Source organism: Pseudoalteromonas sp. ASV78, from assembly GCF_047806705.1.
Lineage (GTDB): Bacteria > Pseudomonadota > Gammaproteobacteria > Enterobacterales > Alteromonadaceae > Pseudoalteromonas > Pseudoalteromonas prydzensis_A.
In genome coordinates, this window is record NZ_JBLOPA010000001.1 from 2,692,592 (window position 1) to 2,714,707 (window position 22,116).

General features: G+C 42.0%; 23 protein-coding genes. 9 read left to right on the forward strand and 14 right to left on the reverse strand.

The window, feature by feature from the left end:
• Positions 1–5: 5 nt before the first annotated feature.
• The 7 genes from rplF to ACMVDV_RS12100 all read right to left on the reverse strand — a co-directional run bounded on the left by rplF (position 6) and on the right by ACMVDV_RS12100 (position 4,749).
• Positions 6–539: a 50S ribosomal protein L6 gene (gene rplF, locus ACMVDV_RS12070; RefSeq protein WP_169020345.1), complete on the reverse strand. Its 534-nt coding sequence runs from the start codon at positions 537–539 to the stop codon at positions 6–8.
• Positions 540–552: 13 nt separating this feature from the next.
• Complete coding sequence (rpsH, locus tag ACMVDV_RS12075; RefSeq protein ID WP_064668469.1) at positions 553–945, reverse strand: 30S ribosomal protein S8; 393 nt, start codon at positions 943–945, stop codon at positions 553–555.
• Between the two features lie 21 nt (positions 946–966).
• Positions 967–1,272, reverse strand: coding sequence for a 30S ribosomal protein S14 (gene rpsN, locus ACMVDV_RS12080; RefSeq protein ID WP_058562128.1), 306 nt, complete (start codon positions 1,270–1,272; stop codon positions 967–969).
• A 10-nt stretch (positions 1,273–1,282) separates the two neighbouring features.
• On the reverse strand, positions 1,283–1,822 hold the full coding sequence (gene rplE, locus ACMVDV_RS12085; RefSeq protein ID WP_016710195.1) for a 50S ribosomal protein L5: 540 nt from the start codon (positions 1,820–1,822) through the stop codon (positions 1,283–1,285).
• 16 nt (positions 1,823–1,838) lie between these two features.
• Positions 1,839–2,153: a 50S ribosomal protein L24 gene (gene rplX, locus ACMVDV_RS12090; RefSeq protein ID WP_016710194.1), complete on the reverse strand. Its 315-nt coding sequence runs from the start codon at positions 2,151–2,153 to the stop codon at positions 1,839–1,841.
• A 10-nt stretch (positions 2,154–2,163) separates the two neighbouring features.
• Entirely contained in the window at positions 2,164–2,532 is a 369-nt protein-coding gene (gene rplN, locus ACMVDV_RS12095) for a 50S ribosomal protein L14 (RefSeq protein ID WP_011329449.1), read from the reverse strand.
• Between the two features lie 276 nt (positions 2,533–2,808).
• Positions 2,809–4,749, reverse strand: coding sequence for an AsmA family protein (locus ACMVDV_RS12100; RefSeq protein WP_416158280.1), 1,941 nt, complete (start codon positions 4,747–4,749; stop codon positions 2,809–2,811).
• A 142-nt stretch (positions 4,750–4,891) separates the two neighbouring features.
• On the opposite strand from ACMVDV_RS12100, the gene ACMVDV_RS12105 reads away from it, so the two are divergent.
• The 4 genes from ACMVDV_RS12105 to ACMVDV_RS12120 all read left to right on the forward strand — a co-directional run bounded on the left by ACMVDV_RS12105 (position 4,892) and on the right by ACMVDV_RS12120 (position 9,518).
• Complete coding sequence (locus ACMVDV_RS12105) at positions 4,892–5,092, forward strand: helix-turn-helix transcriptional regulator (protein ID WP_416159093.1); 201 nt, start codon at positions 4,892–4,894, stop codon at positions 5,090–5,092.
• Positions 5,093–5,241: 149 nt separating this feature from the next.
• A complete protein-coding gene (locus ACMVDV_RS12110; RefSeq protein WP_304182368.1) occupies positions 5,242–6,405 on the forward strand; it encodes a hypothetical protein in 1,164 nt (387 codons plus the stop codon).
• A 290-nt stretch (positions 6,406–6,695) separates the two neighbouring features.
• A complete protein-coding gene (locus tag ACMVDV_RS12115; RefSeq protein WP_304182369.1) occupies positions 6,696–7,373 on the forward strand; it encodes a TorF family putative porin in 678 nt (225 codons plus the stop codon).
• Between the two features lie 288 nt (positions 7,374–7,661).
• Positions 7,662–9,518 (forward strand): SLC13 family permease, encoded by a 1,857-nt coding sequence (locus ACMVDV_RS12120; RefSeq protein WP_416158281.1) that lies wholly within the window; start codon positions 7,662–7,664, stop codon positions 9,516–9,518.
• Between the two features lie 136 nt (positions 9,519–9,654).
• Here ACMVDV_RS12120 and ACMVDV_RS12125 read toward each other — a convergent pair whose 3' ends face one another.
• Positions 9,655–10,548, reverse strand: a complete 894-nt coding sequence (locus ACMVDV_RS12125) for an aldo/keto reductase (RefSeq protein WP_416158282.1) — start codon at positions 10,546–10,548, stop codon at positions 9,655–9,657.
• A 225-nt stretch (positions 10,549–10,773) separates the two neighbouring features.
• On the opposite strand from ACMVDV_RS12125, the gene ACMVDV_RS12130 reads away from it, so the two are divergent.
• Positions 10,774–11,451, forward strand: coding sequence for a nitroreductase family protein (locus ACMVDV_RS12130; protein WP_416158283.1), 678 nt, complete (start codon positions 10,774–10,776; stop codon positions 11,449–11,451).
• On the opposite strand, the gene ACMVDV_RS12135 is transcribed toward ACMVDV_RS12130, so the two are convergent.
• Genes ACMVDV_RS12135 through ACMVDV_RS12145 form a run of 3 tightly spaced genes read right to left on the reverse strand, consistent with a single transcriptional unit; the run spans position 11,444 to position 16,089 of the window.
• Positions 11,444–12,505: an efflux RND transporter periplasmic adaptor subunit gene (locus tag ACMVDV_RS12135; protein ID WP_304182378.1), complete on the reverse strand. Its 1,062-nt coding sequence runs from the start codon at positions 12,503–12,505 to the stop codon at positions 11,444–11,446. The two genes, ACMVDV_RS12130 and ACMVDV_RS12135, sit on opposite strands and share 8 nt — an antisense overlap.
• Positions 12,495–15,782, reverse strand: coding sequence for an efflux RND transporter permease subunit (locus ACMVDV_RS12140; protein WP_416158284.1), 3,288 nt, complete (start codon positions 15,780–15,782; stop codon positions 12,495–12,497). Before ACMVDV_RS12140 ends, ACMVDV_RS12135 begins: the two co-directional genes overlap by 11 nt.
• 4 nt (positions 15,783–15,786) lie before the next feature.
• On the reverse strand, positions 15,787–16,089 hold the full coding sequence (locus ACMVDV_RS12145; RefSeq protein ID WP_304182380.1) for an ArsR/SmtB family transcription factor: 303 nt from the start codon (positions 16,087–16,089) through the stop codon (positions 15,787–15,789).
• Positions 16,090–16,220: 131 nt separating this feature from the next.
• On the opposite strand from ACMVDV_RS12145, the gene ACMVDV_RS12150 reads away from it, so the two are divergent.
• The 3 genes from ACMVDV_RS12150 to ACMVDV_RS12160 all read left to right on the forward strand — a co-directional run bounded on the left by ACMVDV_RS12150 (position 16,221) and on the right by ACMVDV_RS12160 (position 18,616).
• Complete coding sequence (locus tag ACMVDV_RS12150; protein ID WP_149983085.1) at positions 16,221–16,409, forward strand: DUF2892 domain-containing protein; 189 nt, start codon at positions 16,221–16,223, stop codon at positions 16,407–16,409.
• Between the two features lies 1 nt (position 16,410).
• Positions 16,411–16,755 (forward strand): rhodanese-like domain-containing protein, encoded by a 345-nt coding sequence (locus ACMVDV_RS12155; protein ID WP_416158285.1) that lies wholly within the window; start codon positions 16,411–16,413, stop codon positions 16,753–16,755.
• A gap of 79 nt (positions 16,756–16,834) precedes the next feature.
• Complete coding sequence (locus ACMVDV_RS12160; protein WP_416158286.1) at positions 16,835–18,616, forward strand: alkaline phosphatase D family protein; 1,782 nt, start codon at positions 16,835–16,837, stop codon at positions 18,614–18,616.
• Between the two features lie 88 nt (positions 18,617–18,704).
• On the opposite strand, the gene ACMVDV_RS12165 is transcribed toward ACMVDV_RS12160, so the two are convergent.
• The 3 genes from ACMVDV_RS12165 to ACMVDV_RS12175 all read right to left on the reverse strand — a co-directional run bounded on the left by ACMVDV_RS12165 (position 18,705) and on the right by ACMVDV_RS12175 (position 20,955).
• Positions 18,705–19,619: a DMT family transporter gene (locus ACMVDV_RS12165; RefSeq protein WP_416158287.1), complete on the reverse strand. Its 915-nt coding sequence runs from the start codon at positions 19,617–19,619 to the stop codon at positions 18,705–18,707.
• 192 nt (positions 19,620–19,811) lie between these two features.
• A complete protein-coding gene (locus ACMVDV_RS12170; RefSeq protein WP_416158288.1) occupies positions 19,812–20,375 on the reverse strand; it encodes a hypothetical protein in 564 nt (187 codons plus the stop codon).
• A 37-nt stretch (positions 20,376–20,412) separates the two neighbouring features.
• Entirely contained in the window at positions 20,413–20,955 is a 543-nt protein-coding gene (locus tag ACMVDV_RS12175) for a PH domain-containing protein (RefSeq protein WP_416158289.1), read from the reverse strand.
• Positions 20,956–21,170: 215 nt separating this feature from the next.
• On the opposite strand from ACMVDV_RS12175, the gene ACMVDV_RS12180 reads away from it, so the two are divergent.
• The gene (locus ACMVDV_RS12180) at positions 21,171–22,094 is read left to right on the forward strand and encodes a homocysteine S-methyltransferase family protein (protein WP_416158290.1); all 924 of its coding nucleotides are present in this window, start codon (positions 21,171–21,173) and stop codon (positions 22,092–22,094) included.
• The last annotated feature ends 22 nt before the right edge of the window (positions 22,095–22,116 follow it).

The following is a 22,116-nucleotide window of genomic DNA, read 5'->3' on the forward strand; positions in this document are numbered from 1 at the left end:
TTACCTTACTTCTTCTTAGCCTCTTTACGGCGTACATTCTCATCTGAATAACGAACACCTTTACCTTTATAAGGCTCAGGTTTACGGTATGCACGAATGTTAGCAGCTGTTTGACCAACTAACTGCTTATCTACGCCCTTAACTAGAACTTCTGTTTGGCTTGGAGTTTCAATCGTAATTCCTTCAGGAACTGCGAAATTAACTGGGTGTGAGAAACCAAGAGTTAAATCTAATGTTTTACCCTTAGCTGCTGCACGGTAACCAACGCCTACTAACTGAAGTTTCTTCTCGTAACCTTCATGCGTACCAACAACCATGTTGTTGATTAGAGCGCGAGCAGTACCTGCTTGTGCCCATGCATTGGCTACGCCTTCACGAGGTAAAGTTGTAATAACGTTGTCGTTAAGTTGTACTTCAACTGCAGAGTTGATAGTACGCGTTAATTCGCCGTTTTTGCCTTTAACTGTGATGTCCTGGCCTTTTAATGTAACTTCTACACCGGCAGGAACATTAATTGGTGCCTTTGCTATGCGAGACATAGTTCCCCTCCGATTAAGCTACAAAACCAATGATTTCACCACCAACACCAGCACTACGTGCGGCGCGGTCTGTCATTAGGCCTTTAGAAGTTGATACGATAGCGATACCTAGACCACCCATTACCTTTGGTAATTCGTCACGTCTCTTATAGATACGTAAACCAGGGCGGCTAACACGCTGGATATTTTCAATAACAGCTTTGCCTTCGAAGTATTTCAACTCGATAGAAAGCTCAGGTTTAACATCGCCGCTTACTGCGAAATCAGTGATGTAACCTTCATCTTTTAATACTTTAGCTAATGCTACTTTCAGTTTTGAATTAGGCATCGTTACAGATACTTTCTTCGCTGACTGACCGTTACGGATACGTGTGAACAAATCCGCGATAGGATCTTGCAAGCTCATAGTCTTACTCCCGTGATTCTATTACCAGCTAGCCTTTTTAAGGCCAGGAATTTCACCGCGCATAGCTGCTTCGCGAACTTTAATACGGCTCATGCCGAATTTGCGAAGGTAACCATGTGGGCGGCCCGTAATGTTACAACGATTACGTTGACGTGCAGGGCTAGAATCACGTGGTAAAGCTTGTAGCTTTAATACCGCGTCCCAACGATCATCGTCAGATGTTTTCACATCGCTGATGATAGCTTTTAGTGCTGCGCGCTTTTCAGCGAACTGAGCAACTAATTTTGTGCGCTTTGCTTCGCGCGCTTTCATAGAATTCTTTGCCATAACCCTACCCTTATTTCTTGAATGGGAAGTTAAACGCTTCTAACAACGCACGGCCTTCCTCATCTGTTTTCGCAGATGTAGTGATTGTGATATCCATACCGCGTACGCGGTCTACTTTATCATAATCAATTTCTGGGAAGATGATTTGTTCACGTACGCCCATGCTGTAGTTACCACGTCCATCAAAAGACTTAGCACTTACACCACGGAAGTCACGGATACGTGGGATAGCGATTGAAACCAAACGCTCAAAAAAGTCCCACATACGCTCGCCGCGTAGGGTTACTTTACAACCAATTGGGTAGCCTTCACGTACTTTAAAGCCAGCAACAGATTTGCGTGCTTTAGTAATGAGTGGCTTCTGACCAGCGATTGCTTCTAGATCCGCAACAGCGTTGTCTAGAATTTTCTTGTCAGCTAGGGCTTCGCCCACGCCCATATTCAATGTGATCTTTTCGATCTGAGGGACTTGCATGACAGAGCTGAAACCAAACTTCTCTTGAAGTTCAGCAACTACTTTGTCTTTATATACTTCATGCAGTTTCGCCATCATTCTACTCCAACTATTAGATAGTTTTACCAGTAGATTTAAAGATACGTAATTTCTTACCATCTTCAATCTTGAAACCTACACGATCTGCTTTACTCGTTTCCGAGTTGAAGATCGCAACGTTTGATACGTCAATAGACGCTTCTTTCTCAACAATGCCGCCAGGCTGGTTCAATTGTGGAACCGGCTTTTGGTGCTTCTTGATTAAGTTAATGCCTTCGACAAATACTCGACCAGACTCGGTAACAACTGAAAGCACTTTGCCGCGCTTACCTTTGTCTTTACCTGCTAGAACGATTACTTCGTCATCACGACGGATTTTTGCTGCCATGATTGACTCCTTACAGTACTTCTGGGGCTAGTGAAACGATTTTCATGAACTTATCATTACGAAGTTCGCGAGTCACAGGGCCGAAAATACGTGTACCAATTGGCTGCAAGTTATCATTTAAGATAACAGCCGCATTGCTGTCAAAACGGATCAAAGAACCATCTGGACGACGAACGCCTTTCTTAGTACGCACAACTACCGCGTTTTTAACATCACCTTTCTTCACTTTACCGCGAGGAATTGCTTCTTTAACAGAAACTTTAATGATGTCACCAATCGCTGCATAACGACGGTGCGAACCGCCTAAGACTTTAATACACTGCACTTTGCGAGCGCCGCTGTTATCAGCAACTTCCAGCTGAGTTTGCATTTGGATCATGTTAATGACCTCCGGTGTAGTTATTACAACTGCCTTAAATCGTTTAAAATCAAGACATTTAGGTTAAAAACCACTCGAAAAACAATCTAGTTGCATTCCAAGGGCGGGCAATTGTATCAGCATTGGAGGGGTAGTGGTAGGTTATTTTTTAATTAATTTAGAAATACAAGGGTGACTATTTTGCTGAGAAAACAGTTTTTGCTATTTTAGCATTGATTAGAAAACAATCAGGGTAAATTTATGCCCTGATTGTTTTATCACCGAATAAAATCGGCATTAATTGCCGAACAAACCTTTTAATTTATCTTTGATTTTATCTTTGGCTTTCTCTTTTACTTCATCTTCTGCGGCTTTGCTTACGTCTAAACTAATGCCAACATCATGGAATGGCCCTTTGATACGCACTGGTATTTTAAAGCCAGTGCTATCATCTGTCGTGCCCTGTCCCTCAAGTGAATCAACAATGCCAGTGACTAAGCGATAGTTAACCGTCGTAGCTGGAAGGTTTATATCTCCTTCACCACTGATACGTACTAACGGGCTTAGTAAACTAAGATCCGTATTTTTACCAACGCCATTAGTAAAGTTAAAGCTACCAGTGAGTGCAGAAAAATCTGTTTGCTGGGAATTATCAAAGCCGGTATCTAGCCCTTCTGATACTGCTCCAAGGTTGCCTTTAATTAGCTCTTTACCTTTGCGTACCATTTCAGCGATATTGGCACCTTTGACTGCACCATCGGCAAACTCAAATGCCAATTTACCTTGCAGTGCACTCATAAAGTCTTTTTGGCTCTGACCTGATGTTGCTAAGTCCCAATTTAACGAGCCTTTGCCCATTAGCTTATCAAAGCCTGCCGCATCCGTTAGCAATGGTTGAGCATCTATTTTATCTAATGAGAAGTTGGTGCTGATTTGATAAGGAGCTTGTTTCGCATTAACCGTTATTGTGCCTTTACCATTACCTTCGTAGGCGGCAAATTTATCTAGGCTAACTGCAGCAACCGCGTTTTTAAGGGTGACTGTAAATTGATTAGCACCAAGTTTGATTTCATTTGCTTGTAAGCCACTTGAACGGATCACCACATTCGCATCTAGGGCATTTAAGCCACTCAAATCCATTTTTGTGTCATCCCAAACAATCGGTTGCGCTGGTGCATCCTTTGCAGGCTCTGATGCCTCAGTTTGCGCAACTGCTTCTGGTAAGTATGGATTTAAATCAAGCATGCCTAAATCGATATCAGCATTAACGGCTAAACGCTTACCTAAATTAAGCTCACTTTTCCCCTTGATCTCTAATGCATCAAGGGTAGCGACTAATTCAGCTAGATTGAACTTATCACCTTGCATACGCATTTTGCCGCTAACACTAAATGCATTAAATGCGTTTTCTTTGGCGTTCAGCTCTACTCCCTGCCATTTAGCAATGTCTTTCACTGAATCACCACTGAGCGATAATTGACCTTGAATATCTTTGCCTTGGCCAGCAATTGAGCCTTTAAACTCAACATCGACTAATCGAGAAGTCACACTTTTAGTCACATTAAAGGTATCGCCTTCAATGGCTTTAGCGGGGTTATCAACCGTTACATCCAGTTCAAAGCGCTCTTGCATATAAGTAATTGCGCCTTTCACCTCTAATGTTTTATGCAATGAAGGCAGTAAAATTGCTAACTCAAGATCGCTGATCTCTTGCTTAACGCCAGTCGCACCATCTAAGTAAACAAACTTACCGCCGTAAATGGCCACTTCACCTAATGCAATATCAAAGTTTTCAGGTAGCTTAACTGGGCCACTATTTTGTTGCTGCGCTGCTGGCTGCTCTGCAACCGCATCAAATAATTGCCAGTTTGCTTTACCATTTTTATCTGTTTCGAGCAGAATATTTGGTTCATTGATCACAAACTTTTCTAGTTTCAGTTCACCACCAAATAGCGAAAACCACGGAATATGAATTGCCAGTTGCTGCATGCTTGCCATATCAGCGCGTGAGCCCGTTTTCATATTGGCAAAGTGCACATCTTCAAGCTCAAGTTTTAATGACGGAAAAACAGATAAGGTTTTGTCACCTTTAATGGTCAGAGCTCGCCCTGTGGTTTGCTCTACCTGTTGCGAAACTTTGTTAAAGATTGCATCGGTAGGGATTAAAAACGGCGCTGCAACGATTAAAGCAACAAGCAATAACAGTATAACGCCAATAACTTTAAATAAGGTTTTCATGATGGTCCTTTCAAATGTGCAAATAATACTCTTATCATAGCGGGAGTTAGCATTAAAATCATTGTGCAACGAAGAAAAATGCACTTCTCTGCATTCTACATTGAATATATGAATTGTGACTGAAACATTTTAATACCTTTAGCTGCAAAACCATATAGCAGAATTTCGCAAAGCCGCGGGGCTATCGCAGCAAGAACTAGCCGATGCGATTAATGTTTCGCGCAAAACCATTAGTACGGTCGAAACATCGCGCTTTACACCGTCGGTGATCATTGCGTTGAAAATAGCGCTGCAATTTAATACCTCGGTTGAGAGTCTATTTTTACTTGATGAACACGATTAATACAGCCATGCTGCAATCTTGAGATTTTCAGAACTATCTTGATTGCATCCCTTGTATTCTTCGGTATGATGCACAGCCCTGTTGTTTTAAGGCGTTTTGCGCTAAAATTAAACAACTGAAAAATGTATCTAACCGGAGTACCATCAGGCATGAAAAAACTGCTCATTTCACCTTCACAAATGGCATTAGGCGAACAAGAAGGCCATATTTATCAAAATATTCTAAAGCAGGCTTCTGAAATCAGCTTAAACCTGATGGCGGTGAAAATAGAAAATCATCCTGAAGACTTCTTAGGTTGGTGCTATGAATTGCTCAATGCTAGCCGTGACCGTATTAATCATGATTTACTAGAAACCAATCAGTTACCTATTTTAAAAAAGCTTAATGAGTTACTCGTTTCAGCTATTAGCTTCTTACAATTGAAAACATTACGTGTTGCACCTTGGCCTGTGGTCAGTGTATTTATTGAGCAGCATAAAGACGTATTAGCGCTTGATGAGCAATTGCGTCTGACCCAGTATATTGCTGGTATTCGTGAGCAGTCATTAAAAGAAATGATCCCTGAAGACTTATTAGCATTTACTGGTAAACATACTTCAGCGCTCGATCCAAGCAGTTATAACTTTGACGTTGAATGGTTTAGTTCAACAAAGAGTGCCAAGGCTTTCCATCAAATGCTTGCTGACCTTCCCGCTTTATTTGATGAAGCATTAGCACACATCCCTCTTGAAGGCGAAGTAACAGAAGCTGATTACCAAGAGTTTGTACTCAAATACGTACACGCTTTTACTGACAACAATGAAAAGCCAACTTTAGCACCGGCAACTCGTTTATTGGCAATGCGTCGCCCTGATGTATTTACACCGCTAAACAACTCACGCTTAGATGCCTTATGTGCAGCGTTAGCGATAACCAAATTAAACAATCGTGATTTTGCACGCTATTGGCAAGATATTGTGCAAGCGATTCATGCTATGTCTTGGTTTAAAATGGCCAATGGTGACAGCGAACTGGATCAACAACTTGTGGCAATTAAAGCGCTAGTTCCGTGCTTTTTCTATTATGCAGACACCAACAGTGCTGAAAACTCAAATTACATCAAGTTATTGAGTAAACCAAAGCGTACTACTAGCAGCACCACTAAAAAAGTGCGCCGTGGCAAAGAGTCAGCTGAAATACTGGTTGACCGCGCCCTTGCTGCCGATGATATGCCTGAGCATATCCGCGCAAAACGTGATTCTATTATCAGCGAAGTACAAAAAGGCCGTGGCGTTGCTGAGACCATCAGCCTGATGCGTACTATATTTGGTTAAACCACAGTAAAGAATACAAAAACCCGCTGCAACTGATTTGTGCATGCGGGTTTTTTTATGCACCAACTAAGTGCGTAACAAACAACCATGATTATATCCCTCCTCTAAGCACTGAATTTAACCAGATGTTTTCAATAGATTTTAAATTTAATTTAAAGCTTTTCATTTAACTTGGCACAAGCAGTGCAAATATCCTGTTAGACAACTAGAAATGGGATCAGCAATTACTAGACTGCAATCTAATAAATAATTGCGAACCAAAAAATCAGCATAACAACAGGATACCAAACATGTTAAAACTAAAATCAGCGATTGCTATCAGCACCCTTGCATTTATGGCCGCTACATCTACAGCAGCTTATGCAGAAGTAACTGCCAATGCGGCAGCAACATCAAACTACTTATGGCGTGGCCAAGAACAAACCGGTGGTGATGCCGCTGTGTCTGGTGGTATTGATTACGCTAATGAATCTGGATTTTATGCAGGTACTTGGGCATCAAATGCAAGTTGGGCAGAGGGTATGACCTACGAGCTTGATCTCTACGCTGGTTTTGGTGGCGATATTAATGAAAACATCAGCTACGACGTTGGCTACATCTATTACGCTTACCCTGATGCAGCTTCTGCTGCAGATGCCGATTTTTCTGAAATCTACGGTAGTATCAGTATGGGTGGCTTTAGTTTTGGCGCATCAGTACTTGCAACTTCAGCCGCCAGTGGCGATGGCACAGACTTTGGTGATTCGTTATACCTAACTGCAGATTACGGTTTCGCAGTTGGCAGTAATGGCACTGAAATGGCCTTACACTTAGGCCACTATTCTGGTGATTTTATCGGTGATGACGATATCATCGATTACGGCGTATCTATCTCTAAAGATGGCTTTACCTTTGGCCTCTCAGATACCGATATGGATGACAGTGATATTAAGGCTTACGTTGCTTTTGCAATGGACTTTAGTCTATAAAAAGAATGTGTTACTTGCTGCAACACTAAGGGCCGCAAGGCCCTTTCTCATAATAAAAATACTCTTCCTTAATGACCAATCTAGCTATAGTTTTATAGAAGGTGGAGCTTGTTAAACCCAACTTCCTGTCACTTTCTATCGCTCACCCTTGCAAAAAACGCTGCTTGTATCTAGCTTAAACTTAAGATCTTTATCAAAATTTAGATTATTTTGGAAAATTTTCAGTTAGCTGTATTGTATATAAAGACTCATTGATCTAACTGTCAATATAACAAAAGGAACGCCACTATGACCTTCGAGCAGTTGCTCATTCTCGCCATTTTATTTATTACAGTTGCGTTGTTTTTGTGGGGCCGCTTTCGTCATGATGTAGTGGCATTAATGGCTTTATTGGCTTGTGTTGTGGTTGGCTTGGTTAACCCTGAAAATGCCTTTAGTGGTTTTGGCCATCCCGCGGTCATTACGGTGGCTTGTGTACTCATTTTAAGCCGCGGCTTACAAAATGCTGGCGCTGTAGACGCTTTAACTCGCATTGCCTTGCCTAGCAATGCCGGGCGCATGCTCAGTATGCTGGCGCTCATGGGGTTAGGGGCTCTACTATCTGGTTTTATGAACAATGTAGGCGCGATGGCGTTACTGATGCCAGTGGCTATTCATGTTGCAAAACGGCTTGAATTAACCGCTGGGCAAATACTAATGCCGCTGGCTTTTGGTACTATTTTAGGTGGCATGACTACATTAGTGGGAACACCACCGAATATTATCGTCTCTGGTTTTCGCGCTGAAGCGGGATTAGGCAGTTTTAGCATGTTTGATTTCACTCCTATTGGTCTCGCCGTTGCTGTAATTGGCATATTATTTATTGCACTCATTGGCTGGCGACTGGTTCCTGCGCGAAAGCAGTCAGGTTTAGAAGGGTTTGAATCAGGCGCTTATATTACCGAAGTGAGAGTCGAAAAAGGCAGTAAAGCGGATGGTATGCGCTTAAGTGAAATTGAAAAAGAACTCATTGAAGTCGATGCTCAAATCATTGGCATTGTACAAAAAGAGGTAAAAATAATTGCCGCTCACTCAAGCCGTCGAATTTATGAAAACGATATTTTAATGCTCGAAGCAGAAGCCGAATCGCTAACGGATGCACTGTCTATTTTAGGCTTAAAACTTGAAGAATCTATTGAGCAAGCCGCTTCTGAACAAGCACAAGAAACACACACCTCTTCAGACACAATACCCGAAAGTGAGCAGTCTGCTGAACAACAAGCAGAGCAAGACAAACCAAACAGAACAGGCGAAGTATCGCTAATAGAGCTGGCTGTGTTGCCTAGTTCAATGTTAGCTGGGCGCTCAGCCAGTGATATATCACTGCGTACTCGGTATGGCATAAACTTACTCGCTTTGTCGCGAGAAGGTGCACGTTCAATGAAACGCCTGCGTTCAATTGGCATTCAATCGGGTGACTTATTACTAATGCAAGGCGATCCAGAGTCGATTGCAGAATTTGCTGCTGATAATGGCTGTGTCCCCTTAGCTGAACGAGAACTACGTATTCCAGATAAAGTAAAAATATGGCAAGCAAGTTTGATTATGTTATTTGCCATTGCAGGTGCTGCGTTTGGCATACTGCCCGCTGCCGTCTCATTTGCCATTGGTGTATTAGCCTCTATGGTTGTAAAAACAGTACCATTACGCCAAGTATACGAAGCCATTGATTGGCCTGTGATTGTGTTACTCGCAGCTTTGATCCCCGTTGCGGGTGCCATGGAAGCCACCGGCACCGCCGACCTAATAGCACGTTTTTTGCTGGAAAGTGTGGCGCAAGGCAATGCCGTAATAGGGTTAGCATTAATTTTAATTGTTACTATGTTCTTATCTGATTTAATGAACAATGCTGCGACCGCCGCAGTGATGTGCCCCATTGCCATTGGAGTTGCAACCACCTTAGGTGTTAGTCCAGATTCATTTTTAATGGCCGTAGCCATTGGTGCGTCGTGTGCCTTTTTAACCCCCATAGGCCATCAAAATAATACCCTAATTTTAGGCCCCGGCGGCTTTCGCTTTGGCGATTATTGGCAGCTAGGAATAGCGCTAGAGATTATTGTGGTTGCTATATCACTGCCTATGCTACTGATATTTTGGCCGCTGTAAGCCCATTAAACGGCGCCTGCAGTGAATTATGTAGTTTAAAAACTCTGCAAGTGCCAGTACTTAGTTTTTTTGCACGGCCCTAACTCACTTTATAAATAGCATAAGCAACCCTCACCTAAAGCATACTGAGCTTAAGTTAAGGCACACTATGCCCTGTTGAGCCTTGCCAAATACGATACCATTGCTCGCGACTGAGTTTTAATTGCTTAGCTGCAACAGCTGATTGAATACGTTTAATATTACCCGTGCCTAACACGACTGATGGCTGGCTTGGATGCATTAGTAACCACGCGTAAACCACTTGATCAATAGAACTGGCGCCAATTTCACTGCCAACTTGCTCAAGTACGTGGCGAAGGCGAATCGCTTTTTCATCGTTTTCTGCAAAAATGCGACCGCCAGCCAAAGGCGACCAACACATAGGTTTAATATCAAGTAACTGACATTGGTCTAAACTGCCATCATCAAGAGCATGCATTTCATACGGTGAAAATTCTATTTGATTAGTGACTAATTCAAAGTCCAAGCGTGACTGTAATAAGCTCAATTGTGATGGCGTAAAGTTAGATACCCCAAACTCCAGTACATCACCGTTTTGTTTAAGGGTAGTAAATGCCTCAGCTACTTCGTCTGCATTCATCAAATAATCTGGGCGATGGATCAGTAATACATCTAATCTATCGGTATTAAAATGCTTTAACGATTGCTGCGCTGAGCTAATAATATGCGCTGCACTCGAATCATAATGATTAGCTTGGCCTGCTAACCCTAAGCTTGCAAAGGCTGGCTTAATACCGCATTTAGTAATAATTTTTATCTCATCACGAATACTTGGCTTTAGTGCCAAGGCTTTGCCAAATTCGGCCTCGCAGCCATATTCACCATAAATATCAGCATGATCAGTATGTTTAACGCCAGCCTCAATCGCCTGCTCAAGAAACGTTAAACATTGCTGCGGTGTAATTTGCCAATCTAATAATCGCCAAAACCCAAGTACTAGGTCGTCTATTTTACGCTCTGACACTCTCATAATAACCTCTAACTGATTCTAATTCCTAATATAGTTTAACAACCCAACTTAGCTCAGCTCACATAAAAGTGCACTAATTACATTGCTGCATATATTAGTAATAATTTATTCAATAGTACCTCATAAACAAATAAAACTAAAAGCGGTATATAAAAGGCACATCGCTTGCACTCATATGACTGACGATGTATAAAAAAGGAACATGATTAAAAGAAGCGAAAAGCCATGCAGCAACATGACCATCAACCACTTACAGATTTTATTGAATACCCACATGAACAGATGCTAGAACGCGCTAATGAGTTTTTAACGACAAGTCGGCGTCGTCATACAATTCGCAGTTTTAGCGACCGATCGGTGCCAATCGAGATTATTGAAACCTGCATTAAAGCCGCAGCTACAGCACCAAGTGGTGCAAACCACCAACCGTGGCATTTTGTAGCAATTAATAGTAGTGATGTGAAAAAGCAAATTCGTGAAGCAGCCGAGAAATTAGAACGCTCATTTTATCAAGGCCGCGCAGGTGAAGAGTGGTTAGACGCCCTAAAGCCATTAGGCACTGATGCCAGCAAACCTTATTTAGAGCATGCGCCTTGGCTGATTGCGGTGTTTAGCCAAAAGAAAGGCGGCTTAAATACTGATGATAAAAACACCAACTATTATGTGCATGAGTCAGTCGGTATTGCCACCGGCTTTTTAATTCAAGCATTACATCGCGCAGGGCTTGCAACACTAACTCACACACCTAAACCAATGAGCTTTTTAACCGACATTTGTGGCCGCGACAAAGACAACGAACGCCCCTATATGCTGCTCATTGCCGGTTACCCAAGTGATGATGCTACTGTGCCTAATCATGCCTTGGTGAAAAAATCACTCGATGAAGTTGCGACCTTCATTTAGGTTTAAAATCCACCGCTAATGTGTCGCCGGCGTTAAGCCCGGCGATAATATGCTGTTTAGCATTAATCACCTCCCCTAAACGAACAAAGCGGCGCTCAATCTTTTGCTCGTTAATAACATATACCATGGCTAATTGACCGTACTCATGCACCCAACTTGGCTCAATTAAAATTCCTTGCTCGGTATCCAGTGGCAAGTGAAGCTGTGCATATAAACCAGGCATCAAGTTTGATTGTGTTGGCAACTCTAAACGAATTAACATACTACGTGCAGCACTATCGGCAATCGGAACAATTTCACTCACCACCGCAACAGCGGTTATATTAAGTGAAGGCAAACTGACCGTTAAGCTTTGACCCAGTGTGAGGCTAATTGCCTGACGTTCTCGCACATTAAATTCAAACTGTAATTGTTGTGGATTATAAAGTGCCAATAAAGGTGAACCAGGCACTGCGGTATCACCTGGTTCAACTAACCGCTCTACAACAACGCCAGAAATGGGCGCTTTTATACGGGTAAATTCAAGTGCAACTTGTGCTTGGGTTTGCTGTTGCTTGGCAACAGCTAAGCTTGCGGTTAAGTTATCAAATTTCGCTTTTGCTTCATCATTATCACTAACCGATACCAACCCTTGTGAATATAACTCAGTTACGCGCTTAAGCTGTTTATCAGCTTGTGTAAGTGACGCTTGAATGGCTTTTATTTGCGCATCACTTTGTGCCAATTGCGCTTTAAAATCGTCTTGCTGCAAAGTAATGAGTACATCGCCTTGCACAACACTATCACCAGCACGTACATTTAAACGTTCCACTTGTGCCATCACTCGTGACGAAATTTGCGTGTTTTGTTTTGCAATCACAGTACCGGGAACATCTTCACTGCGCTTGATCGCCGTCAGCTCAACGGTAGCGACTTTTCCCTCATATGTCGTTGCTAATACGGGTTTATTTCCTGCGGCTTGTTTATTTGAAAAGCTGCCTGCCATATAAAGCACAGCAACAATAATCACTAACAACGCAATGATTGAGCCGAACAGTTTTGATTTACCTTGCATGAGCTTCATCCTCGGTTGTTTGTGTGTTCGCAAACACTAAATAATAAACTAGCGGCACCACAAACAACGAAAACAATGTTGATGCCACAATGCCAAAAATAATAGCGATAGCAAGACCACTAAATACGGGGTCTAAGGTAATCACTAAGTTGCCTAATAAAGTTGTGCCAGCAGTCAGTAATACTGGCCGCATCCGCGTTGTGCCTGCGGCAATCAATGCCGCTTTTATTGCCATCCCTTGCCCGCGAGCTTGATTAATAAACTCAACTAAAATAAGCGAGTTACGCACCACAATACCAGCAAGTGCTATCATGCCGATCATCGCTGTTGCGGTGAATAGCACAGGCTCTGGAGCACCGGCTATGGAGCGCTCACCAAACTGATTTAATAACCAAAAACCCGGCATAATACCAATCACAGTAAGTGGAATAGCCGACATAATAATCAGCGATAAACTGGCAGATTGCGTTTGTATTCGTAAAATAATAAAAATGGCGGTTAACGCAAAAGCAAACGCAATTCCCATATCTCTAAACACATCAATTGTGATCCGCCATTCACCTTCACCACTAAACGTTACATGCGTGCCTTGTGGTAATTGCCAAGCCTGAGTGCCACCGTTATTAAAAAAGCTGCGGGCTAACCAATTTGTTTGCTCAAAATCATCGCTACTTACATTTAAATCAGCGTTTACGTCCGCAATGATTTCTGCAGGAGTACGGCTATTAAGCTCTGCCATCACGTATACAACCTCGCGTTGGTCTTTACGCATAATCGGTTTTGCGACATTTAGGTTATGAAATTCACCCAGCTCAGATAAAGCCACCAACGGCCGTGGCGCGCTGGTTAAACCAAACTGATTGGTTGATTTTGCCAGCTCTCTATCACCTCTGACTTGCATAGCAAGCAGCTGGGCTAATTGGTTGCGCTGCTGATATGGTAATTGCATTTTGATATCAACGGGCTGCGTTTCACCACTGACATACATTACGCCCACGTTTTTACCCGCAGATGCAATCGTTAATGTATTGGCAATATCTTGTGTTGATACCGCCGACAAAGCCGCCTTGGCTTTATCGGTAATAAAGCGCTGCATCGGTGCAGTAGCTGCAATACTGGTATCAACTTCAACCACATGGGGCTCTTGCTTCAGTCGTTGTGCAACTTGTTGCGCCGCTTGATGGTGGGTTTGCGTATCAACAAACGGATCACGATACACTTCAGCCACTAAGGTGCTAAATACTGGCGGCCCGGGTGGAACTTCAACCACTTTTATCACTATGCCATTAACGGCCAATGGCTCAAGCTGTTTACGTAAACGCATCACCACACCATGAGACTGTTGCTCGCGCTGGGTTTTATCTAATAACAACACTCTAAGCTCAGCTAAATTAGTGGCCTCACGGCGATAATAACCGCGCACCATGCCATTAAAGTCCATACTTGATGGTTGCCCAACATACGCAGCAATTTCGCTTACTTCGCTAAGCTGCCATGTTATAGCTTGTACTTTACGAGCGGTCAGTGTTGTTTGCTCCAGACTCGTCCCCTCGGGCATATCTATCAATACTTGTAGTTCATTTTTATTATCAAACGGCAATAACTTCAGCGGCACCATGCGCATCACGGGCAGCAATGCACTGATAATAAATAATCCTAAGGTTGCCCATAAAATCAGTTTTGCGCGCCCTTTACTGGCCAGTAAAGGCGTTAATAAGCGTTCATAAATAGCGACTTTAGAGGAACTTAAATCATTGTGCTCAACAACCGGTTCTTTTAATAACTTCATGGCAAGCCAAGGAGTGACAAAGAATGCCACAATGGTTGAGACCATCACGCTTACAGGCACATTAAATGCCATTGGTGCCATATATGGGCCCATCATGCCGGTGATATAAGCCAAAGGAATAAAAGCCACCATAATGGTCAGTGTCGACATTAATAGCGCGCCACGTATTTCACTCATTGCAGCGACAATCTGTTGTTTTTTATTGCCTTTGTTTTGTAAAAAACGGCTAATATTATCAATGCCCGTGATCGGATCATCCACCAGCAAGCCCAGTGATAATATCAATGCGAATAACGTTACTCGGTTGATGGTGTAACCAAACGCAAAATCGAGGCTTAAGGTTATGCCATAACAAATTGGCACAGCTAAACCAACAACAATAGCGGGTCGCCAGCCTAAAAATACGCCAACAAAAATCACTACGGTAAATACCGCAAACACTAAGCTTGAGGTTAAGTTGTTCACTTTTTCGTTAGCGGTTTGCCCGTAATCTCTAAGTATTGTGTAATCTATTTGCGAAGGTAAAAAATTAGTTTTTAAATCAGCCATCATTGCGTGTACATCATTTGCGACCGCAACGGCATTTGTGCCCGCTTTTTTAGCAACACTTAAGGTAACTAAAGGATGCTCTTGTGTGGTATCAGATTGCGCTAGCCACTGATAATTTTCAGGCTCACTTGGTCCATCGAGTACTTTTGCAATATCTTTTAAATAAACACTTTTGCCGTTAATAACATTTACAACAAGTTGCTCAATCGCGGCTTTTGTTCGTAACACATCACCAGCTTGAAGCATGATTTGTTGCTCTGCATTAACAACACTGCCAACCTGAGATAATTGATTAGATACACTCAGTGCATAATATACATCACTGAGCGTAGTTTGATGAGCTGCTAGGGCCGTCGCATCTAAATTGACCGTTAAAGTGCGTTTTCGCCCAGCAATCACTTTAACTTCACTGGTGTTTTCTATGCGCTGTAAACTATTGGCAATTTCGTTAGCAAAACGAGTTAACTCGTAGTCGTTATATAATTTAGGATCTTTACTAAATAAGCCTAGCATCACAATTGGCACGTCATTTACTTCGACCGGACGCACCTGCCATGAGCTAATAACTGACGCCATGGTATGTTGATAACTATATAGTTTGGCGTAAGTATCGAGGATTGCTTGTTCACGATCATGACCCACAGTAAAGCGCAATGTCACCACAGTGCCATTACTTTGTGTGGTTGAATAAATATGCTCAACACCGCGTAATTGCGCCAATAACTTCTCAAGTGGTTGCGTGACCAGCCTTGCCACTTCAGGCGCTTCAATGTTAGGAGCTGAGACATAAATATCCAGCATCGGCACCACTATTTGCGGTTCTTCTTCACGGGGAGTTTGCTGTAAAGCCATAATGCCAAGCAGCACAGCCATGACAAAAATAATGATAGGAATACGCCCGTTAAGACTATTTTTTACTGCACTGTCGAGCTTATCCATTTGCTTATTCCTTACAAAACAAACCATAGAGCGTGGCTAACATAGCCTGTGCGTTGTCGTTAACCACCCGATAATAGATGGTCTGGCTTTCGCGACGAGTACTAACAATATTTGCTTTTCGTAGTGCGGCCAAATGCTGCGATAAAGCAGACTGTGCCAGTGGTACAGCCGCATTTAATTCAGAAACACTCATTTCACGCTCCTGCAAACAGCATAAAATCATTAAACGGTTTTTATTTGCTAAAATTTTTAATAGCTGCTCAGCATGCTCTACATTATTAGCCATAGCTGCAAAGTCGATAGTCATAGTTCCACTCTTATATTCAAAGTACCGCAAGATTATAGTTATCTATATTAGAAAAGTCTAATATTAAAATTTACTAATGTAGATTTATCTAATATATTAAATGACAACTGTCACAACTACTAAGGTTAACCATGAAACTAAACGATGCTCTTCGCTTGATAGCAGGTGTAATGATTTGCATATCATTGTTACTACAGCAATTTCATGATCCATTGTGGATTTGGTTTACAGTGTTTATTGCTCTAAACTTAATTCAATCAGCATTTAGTAAATGGTGCCCGATGATCACTCTTTTAAAAAAACTAGGTTTCGAGGAATAACATGCTTACTTCAATCCCAGATCTAATGAAAATAATTACGCCAAATCAACGCCGTATTGAGGCTGCACAGGCCAAGCAAGAAATTGCTGACAACAAAGGACTATTAATTGACGTACGTGAACCCGCCGAACATGCGGTAAAAGCAGCGATCGGCGCAATTAATATTCCCCGTGGTTTACTTGAAATGAAGTTAATGGAAATCGAAAAAGACCCAGCTCGGCCAATTTACTTACACTGTGCCAGTGGCGCTCGTGCAACATTAAGCGCTGAAGCACTTACCCGCGTTGGCTATGAAAATGTCACCGTTATTACCTGTAATGCAGAACAGATTTGCCAAGTATTTTAATGCAATTGGCATAACAGCTTCACATAAAAGTCATACTGGTCGGATAAGCTCTTACTTTTAAATTTAGCGGTACAGAGCAATGACGTTTACACGAAGAAATTTTTTAAAAGCCTCGGCGGCAGGGTTTGGTGTCGCCGTTTTATCATTAGGATTAACGAGTTGTCGGTTTGACGATGAAGATGACGACATTCTTGACGTGAACTTTGCTCATGGTGTTGCCAGTGGTGATCCATTAGCCGACAGCCTAATTCTGTGGACTCGTGTAACCCCTCTAGATCCAACCACCACCAGCATTAAAGTACAATGGCAAGCAGCAACCGACCCTGACTTTACTAATATCAGCCACAATGGTGAAACACATATAAGTGCAGCCACTGACTTCACCCTAAAAGTCGACCTACAAGGCTTAAACGCTAACACTACTTACTACTATCGCTTTAAATCGAATGGCAAAACCTCGCCTATTGGTACAGGTAAAACACTACCAACAGGCAATATTGATAAAGTCAAATTTGCTGTTATATCGTGTGCCAACTACCCCGCAGGCTTTTTCCATGTGTATGGTGAAATAGCCAAGCAAACAGACTTAGACGCTGTATTGCATTTAGGTGATTACATCTATGAATACGGCAATGATGGCTATGCAACACAAGATGCTGCTATTTTAGGCCGTTTACTGCCAGAAGATAACAGTGACGAAATAATTAGCTTAGCTGATTACCGTAACCGCTATGCTCACTATCGTACTGATGCAAACTTACAAGCTGCGCATAGTAACTGTGCATTTATTACTGTGTGGGATGACCACGAAATTACCAATGACACATGGCAAAATGGCGCAGAAAACCATAATGAAGGCGAAGGTGAATTTAGCGAACGTAAGCTACATGCCCTACAGGCCTATTTTGAATGGATGCCAATTCGTAATGTGGCAGATAAAGAACGAATTTACCGTCGCTTTGAATTTGGTAATTTAGTCTCTTTATACATGCTAGACACGCGTGTACTCGCCCGTGATGAGCAACTAAACTATGCTGATTTTGACCTGACCAGTGCACAAGGACAAAGTGATTTTGCAAACGCAGTAAGCTCACCAACGCGCGCATTACTTGGCAACGAGCAGCTTACTTGGCTCACTGATGGCATGACAACATCAAACTCAAAATGGCAGGTACTTGGCCAACAAGTACTGATGACCAAAATGCATTTGCCGTTTGAAGTACTGCAACTACTAGTGAGCTTACAAATCAGCCAAGCAAATGGCGGCGACACGAATGCATTACTAGCACAAGCATCGGCATTATTTGCTGAACTTGCACAAATCAAAGGCCGCGTGCTTGCGGGCGATCCAACTGTTACTGATGCCGAGCGCGCTCGTGTTGATACTACTGCACCATACAATTTAGATGCATGGGATGGTTACGCCTATGAACGTGAAGTATTGCTTGGTACTGCCATTGCCACACAAAAGAACTTAGTGGTTTTAGCGGGTGATACTCATAACGGTTGGGCTGGGCAATTAGTTACTGATGCTGCAAACCCAATTGCAGCGTCACAAAATGCCGGTGTAGAATTTGCTACCTCTTCGGTGTCTTCGCCTGGTCTTGAAGAATACCTAGCACTGAACACGCAAGGAGCAGAAGCAACAGCACAAATGGAACAAGTGCTCGCGTTATTGGTTAATGATTTAGTTTATAACAACCTCGTCGATCGCGGTTATTTAACCGTGACCTTTACCCCAGAGCAAGCAACCGCTAAGTGGCATTACGTAAGCAGCATTAAAACCGCCTCTTATGAAATGCTAACCGAGCGCAGTAAAGAACTACGTATGCTAGCAGGTCAGCCAGTAATTCAAGGGTAAAGTATCTAGGTGTTAGGAAAGAGGTTCTAGGTAAAAGATTAAAACAGCCCGGCGATCACTTGATCGCCGGAATTTTTGCGTTAAGACTTTAATCATTGGTAATTCCTTTCATATTCTTAGTGTCGCTACTCCTCTCAAAGTGCATGAATAAAACATGAGCGATACTTGATAGCACGATCAATACAATGCCTGCGATACCCAATAAAGTTTGAGTTTGTTGAAGAAAAATGTAGCCCAAAATACTAGAAAATAGAATTTGCGCATATTCAAGCGGCATTAGCTTAGATAAGTCACTTTTATTAAAAGCGAAAAAACGTGCTGCAAGTTTAGTAATAAGGAGCCCACCATATAGCATAATTAGTAGAGCACTATTTGTATCTAAAGGTTTCCACACAAAAATAGCGACGGGTAATAAGATAATCGCCGAATAGAGGGGAGCAAAAACCATTTGAGGCACAACCTTCTCTGCATTGCCTATTTTCTTTAAATTAATATTATAAATGACTAAAATAGCTACCGCCGACAGTGCAAAGATCAATCCTAGATAGAGGTTTTTCTGCATTACTTGGCTCGCCATTAGTTTTGGAGAAAGCAGCATCATCACTCCAGCTAAATTCAAAATAATAGCGATATAGACATAGGCTTTTGGTTTTTCTCTAAAGATAAACACCGACAAAATGGACGTTATAAGTGGCACAAAAAAGTTAATCGCGGTTACTTCCGCTAAACTTAAATATTGCAGAGCATAAAACAAACATATTGTTGAACTAACACCAAGCAATCCTCTGAAAATATGTAACTTCATTTTTTGGGGTTTGATATTTTCCCATTTACCTTTCGAGAATAATATAATCGCCGCAAAAGCAGCAATTACATTAACCAAAAAGACAACTTGGAATGGGCTGATAGCTTTACCTAAAAAACCACCGATTAGTAACATCACACTTAAAATGAGTGAATCTGACAACATCCAAATTACTGCGGCTGACTCTTTACTAGCCATTTAACTTCTCTCCCTGTGTTTGTGTAGCACAAATATATGCTACGAAATTAGAGCCCTATTAGAAATCAACTACTTTGAGCCCTAATAAAACTGCATCCTTTTCAGATAAAATCGCTTTAAATTACACCCGAAAAAGGTACAAAACAAGGGCGTATAAAAATAATTTGAGTTGATCAGGTAGGACGCACTGTATTAATTTCGCGGATACTCGCACATTGCCATATACCAATTGCCAGTTACATGTTCGTACTTACCATAATCTTTAGCACCGTAACCGAGCACACATAAGCCTATTTTCTCTGGATTACCAAAAACAAAATAACCCTCTTGTTGCCTATTCTGGTATGAAAAGGTAAATGCTTTTCTAATCAACCAAACACCCTGAAAATATTGAATCCAAAGAACATCTATATTTTTGCCCAGTAAAAACTCAGTGATCTCATCCAAACTTGAATCAGTCACTTTCACGAATTCTTTACTGCCTTTTTTTCTTATTAACTTATGCGCAAAACGCTCACCACTTTTATCATCAACCCACTGTACCGCCTGAAGATCCCTTTGCTCTGCAAGTAAAATGGCGTGTTCCAAATCATTCACGTGTTTTTTGAGAAAGTTTTTAGCTTTTGATTCAGGGCTATTAACCGTAAGAAATAACAAGCTTGCTAGGAAAATAACCATAAGCACCGTGAATAAAACAGTGAATATTGGTATCAGAGTCTCCCTGCGAAACATCTTAATATAGGGTGTATTTTCCACACGTTCCTTAAAACAAAATAGGATTACTCATATCTAACTATTTCCGCTCATCCAATAACGTCACTAACATTTGCTCGATGTTTTTCACACTGTAGGTGAGTGCGCGTATTAGCTCAACTTGGCTTTGTGGCTCATCACTGTTCACTTTTGTTGGTTGCTGTGCGGTTAGATTGTCTTTTTGAGTTAAGATTGCCTCGCGAAACTCACTGGCATCAACTACCCCAAGTAACGATACTAATGCGCCATGACCAGACTGACCTGCGGTTTCAAAGCTTAGTCGATATAAACCAAATAAACGCATCAGTGGCCCTTGGCTTAACCCGACGTCGGTTATTTTTTCAAGTGGGATGGACTTTTCCTCTTTAAAAAATACCCCACGCTTAACAACTAGCTTTCGCTCTAATAAGTTAGCTGACATAGCTGCCAATATTCGCCCTGCCACCAGCCAGATAATGAAAGCGACGAATGGGATAAATGGAATTCCCACCAAACACAATACACAAGTGATAATCCCCAACACCATCCAATATGATTTCACTTTAGGATCGAATTTAGCACTTTTTAAAATAGAGGTACTCATGGCTTACTCTTAAGTTGATTAAACATTTAAATTACGTGATCACTGAGTTGAATGCAATTTAGCTAAATTGTTAACCTATTACGAAGTATTGCCAATAAGCCTAAAAGATTAACACAAAGGGTTGTTTAAACAGGTCGTGTGTTCTATATTCTCGCAATCGGATTTATAGACGTCTAAACATCCACAACAAGATTATCTCATACAGAGGAAGCGCAATGACAACTCACACCTTAACTTTACTTGATGGCGGCATGAGCCGAGAGCTCACTCGCATTGGCGCTCCCTTTCAACAGCCTGAGTGGTCTGCGCTTGCCATAATAGAGGCGCCTGAAAAAGTAACCCAAGCACACAGTAACTTTATTCAAAGTGGTGCCAATATTATTACCACAAATAGCTATGCGTTAGTACCTTTTCACATTGGCGAAGAGCGCTTTGCACAATCAGCCAAATCACTTGCTGCAACAGCTGGCCAAGCCGCAAAAGACGCTGTGATAGAAAACAATATGGGAACTAAAATAGCAGCCAGTTTACCACCTATGTTTGGCTCTTATCGTCCAGATTTATACCAAGCTGATCAACTTAGTCGTATCGCAACGCCTTTAATCGAAGGTTTAGCGCCTTATGCTGATTTATGGCTAATAGAAACGCAAAGCCTTATTCAAGAAGCGCTAGATATAAACACGTTAATTAACCAGATCTGCAACAACCAAAAACCGGTATGGGTTGCTTTTACCCTTGAAGATGAACAACCAAGTAATCAAGCAACTCTGCGCTCAGGCGAATCTGTAAAAGATGCAGTAACTGCCATGCTAAATGCAAAGGTAACGGGCATTTTATTTAACTGCTGCCAACCAGAGGTTATTGAGCATGCTTTAACCGTAACCTTAGATGTTTTAAAAGACCTGCAGGCAGAGCACGTACAAATAGGTGCGTATGCGAATGCATTTGCACCACAAACTAAAGAAGCTACGGCTAACGAAGGTTTAGATGAAGTACGAGAAGATCTAACCCCTCTTTCATATCTAGAGTGGGCTAAAAAGTGGCATCAACAAGGCGCCACCCTAATTGGAGGTTGCTGTGGTATTGGACCTGAGCATATAGCCCAATTAAGCCATCACTTTGCGCCTTTAAAAGGTTAGTAATTAACACAGTATAAGCAGT

Coding starts and splice junctions, on each gene's coding strand:
- rplF (WP_169020345.1), bottom strand. CDS start 539: ATGTCTCGCATAGCAAAGGCACCAATTAATGTTCCTGCCGGTGTAGAA.
- rpsH (WP_064668469.1), bottom strand. CDS start 945: ATGAGCTTGCAAGATCCTATCGCGGATTTGTTCACACGTATCCGTAAC.
- rpsN (WP_058562128.1), bottom strand. CDS start 1,272: ATGGCAAAGAATTCTATGAAAGCGCGCGAAGCAAAGCGCACAAAATTA.
- rplE (WP_016710195.1), bottom strand. CDS start 1,822: ATGGCGAAACTGCATGAAGTATATAAAGACAAAGTAGTTGCTGAACTT.
- rplX (WP_016710194.1), bottom strand. CDS start 2,153: ATGGCAGCAAAAATCCGTCGTGATGACGAAGTAATCGTTCTAGCAGGT.
- rplN (WP_011329449.1), bottom strand. CDS start 2,532: ATGATCCAAATGCAAACTCAGCTGGAAGTTGCTGATAACAGCGGCGCT.
- ACMVDV_RS12100 (WP_416158280.1), bottom strand. CDS start 4,749: ATGAAAACCTTATTTAAAGTTATTGGCGTTATACTGTTATTGCTTGTT.
- ACMVDV_RS12110 (WP_304182368.1), top strand. CDS start 5,242: ATGAAAAAACTGCTCATTTCACCTTCACAAATGGCATTAGGCGAACAA.
- ACMVDV_RS12115 (WP_304182369.1), top strand. CDS start 6,696: ATGTTAAAACTAAAATCAGCGATTGCTATCAGCACCCTTGCATTTATG.
- ACMVDV_RS12120 (WP_416158281.1), top strand. CDS start 7,662: ATGACCTTCGAGCAGTTGCTCATTCTCGCCATTTTATTTATTACAGTT.
- ACMVDV_RS12125 (WP_416158282.1), bottom strand. CDS start 10,548: ATGAGAGTGTCAGAGCGTAAAATAGACGACCTAGTACTTGGGTTTTGG.
- ACMVDV_RS12130 (WP_416158283.1), top strand. CDS start 10,774: ATGCAGCAACATGACCATCAACCACTTACAGATTTTATTGAATACCCA.
- ACMVDV_RS12135 (WP_304182378.1), bottom strand. CDS start 12,505: ATGCAAGGTAAATCAAAACTGTTCGGCTCAATCATTGCGTTGTTAGTG.
- ACMVDV_RS12140 (WP_416158284.1), bottom strand. CDS start 15,782: ATGGATAAGCTCGACAGTGCAGTAAAAAATAGTCTTAACGGGCGTATT.
- ACMVDV_RS12145 (WP_304182380.1), bottom strand. CDS start 16,089: ATGACTATCGACTTTGCAGCTATGGCTAATAATGTAGAGCATGCTGAG.
- ACMVDV_RS12150 (WP_149983085.1), top strand. CDS start 16,221: ATGAAACTAAACGATGCTCTTCGCTTGATAGCAGGTGTAATGATTTGC.
- ACMVDV_RS12155 (WP_416158285.1), top strand. CDS start 16,411: ATGCTTACTTCAATCCCAGATCTAATGAAAATAATTACGCCAAATCAA.
- ACMVDV_RS12160 (WP_416158286.1), top strand. CDS start 16,835: ATGACGTTTACACGAAGAAATTTTTTAAAAGCCTCGGCGGCAGGGTTT.
- ACMVDV_RS12165 (WP_416158287.1), bottom strand. CDS start 19,619: ATGGCTAGTAAAGAGTCAGCCGCAGTAATTTGGATGTTGTCAGATTCA.
- ACMVDV_RS12175 (WP_416158289.1), bottom strand. CDS start 20,955: ATGAGTACCTCTATTTTAAAAAGTGCTAAATTCGATCCTAAAGTGAAA.
- ACMVDV_RS12180 (WP_416158290.1), top strand. CDS start 21,171: ATGACAACTCACACCTTAACTTTACTTGATGGCGGCATGAGCCGAGAG.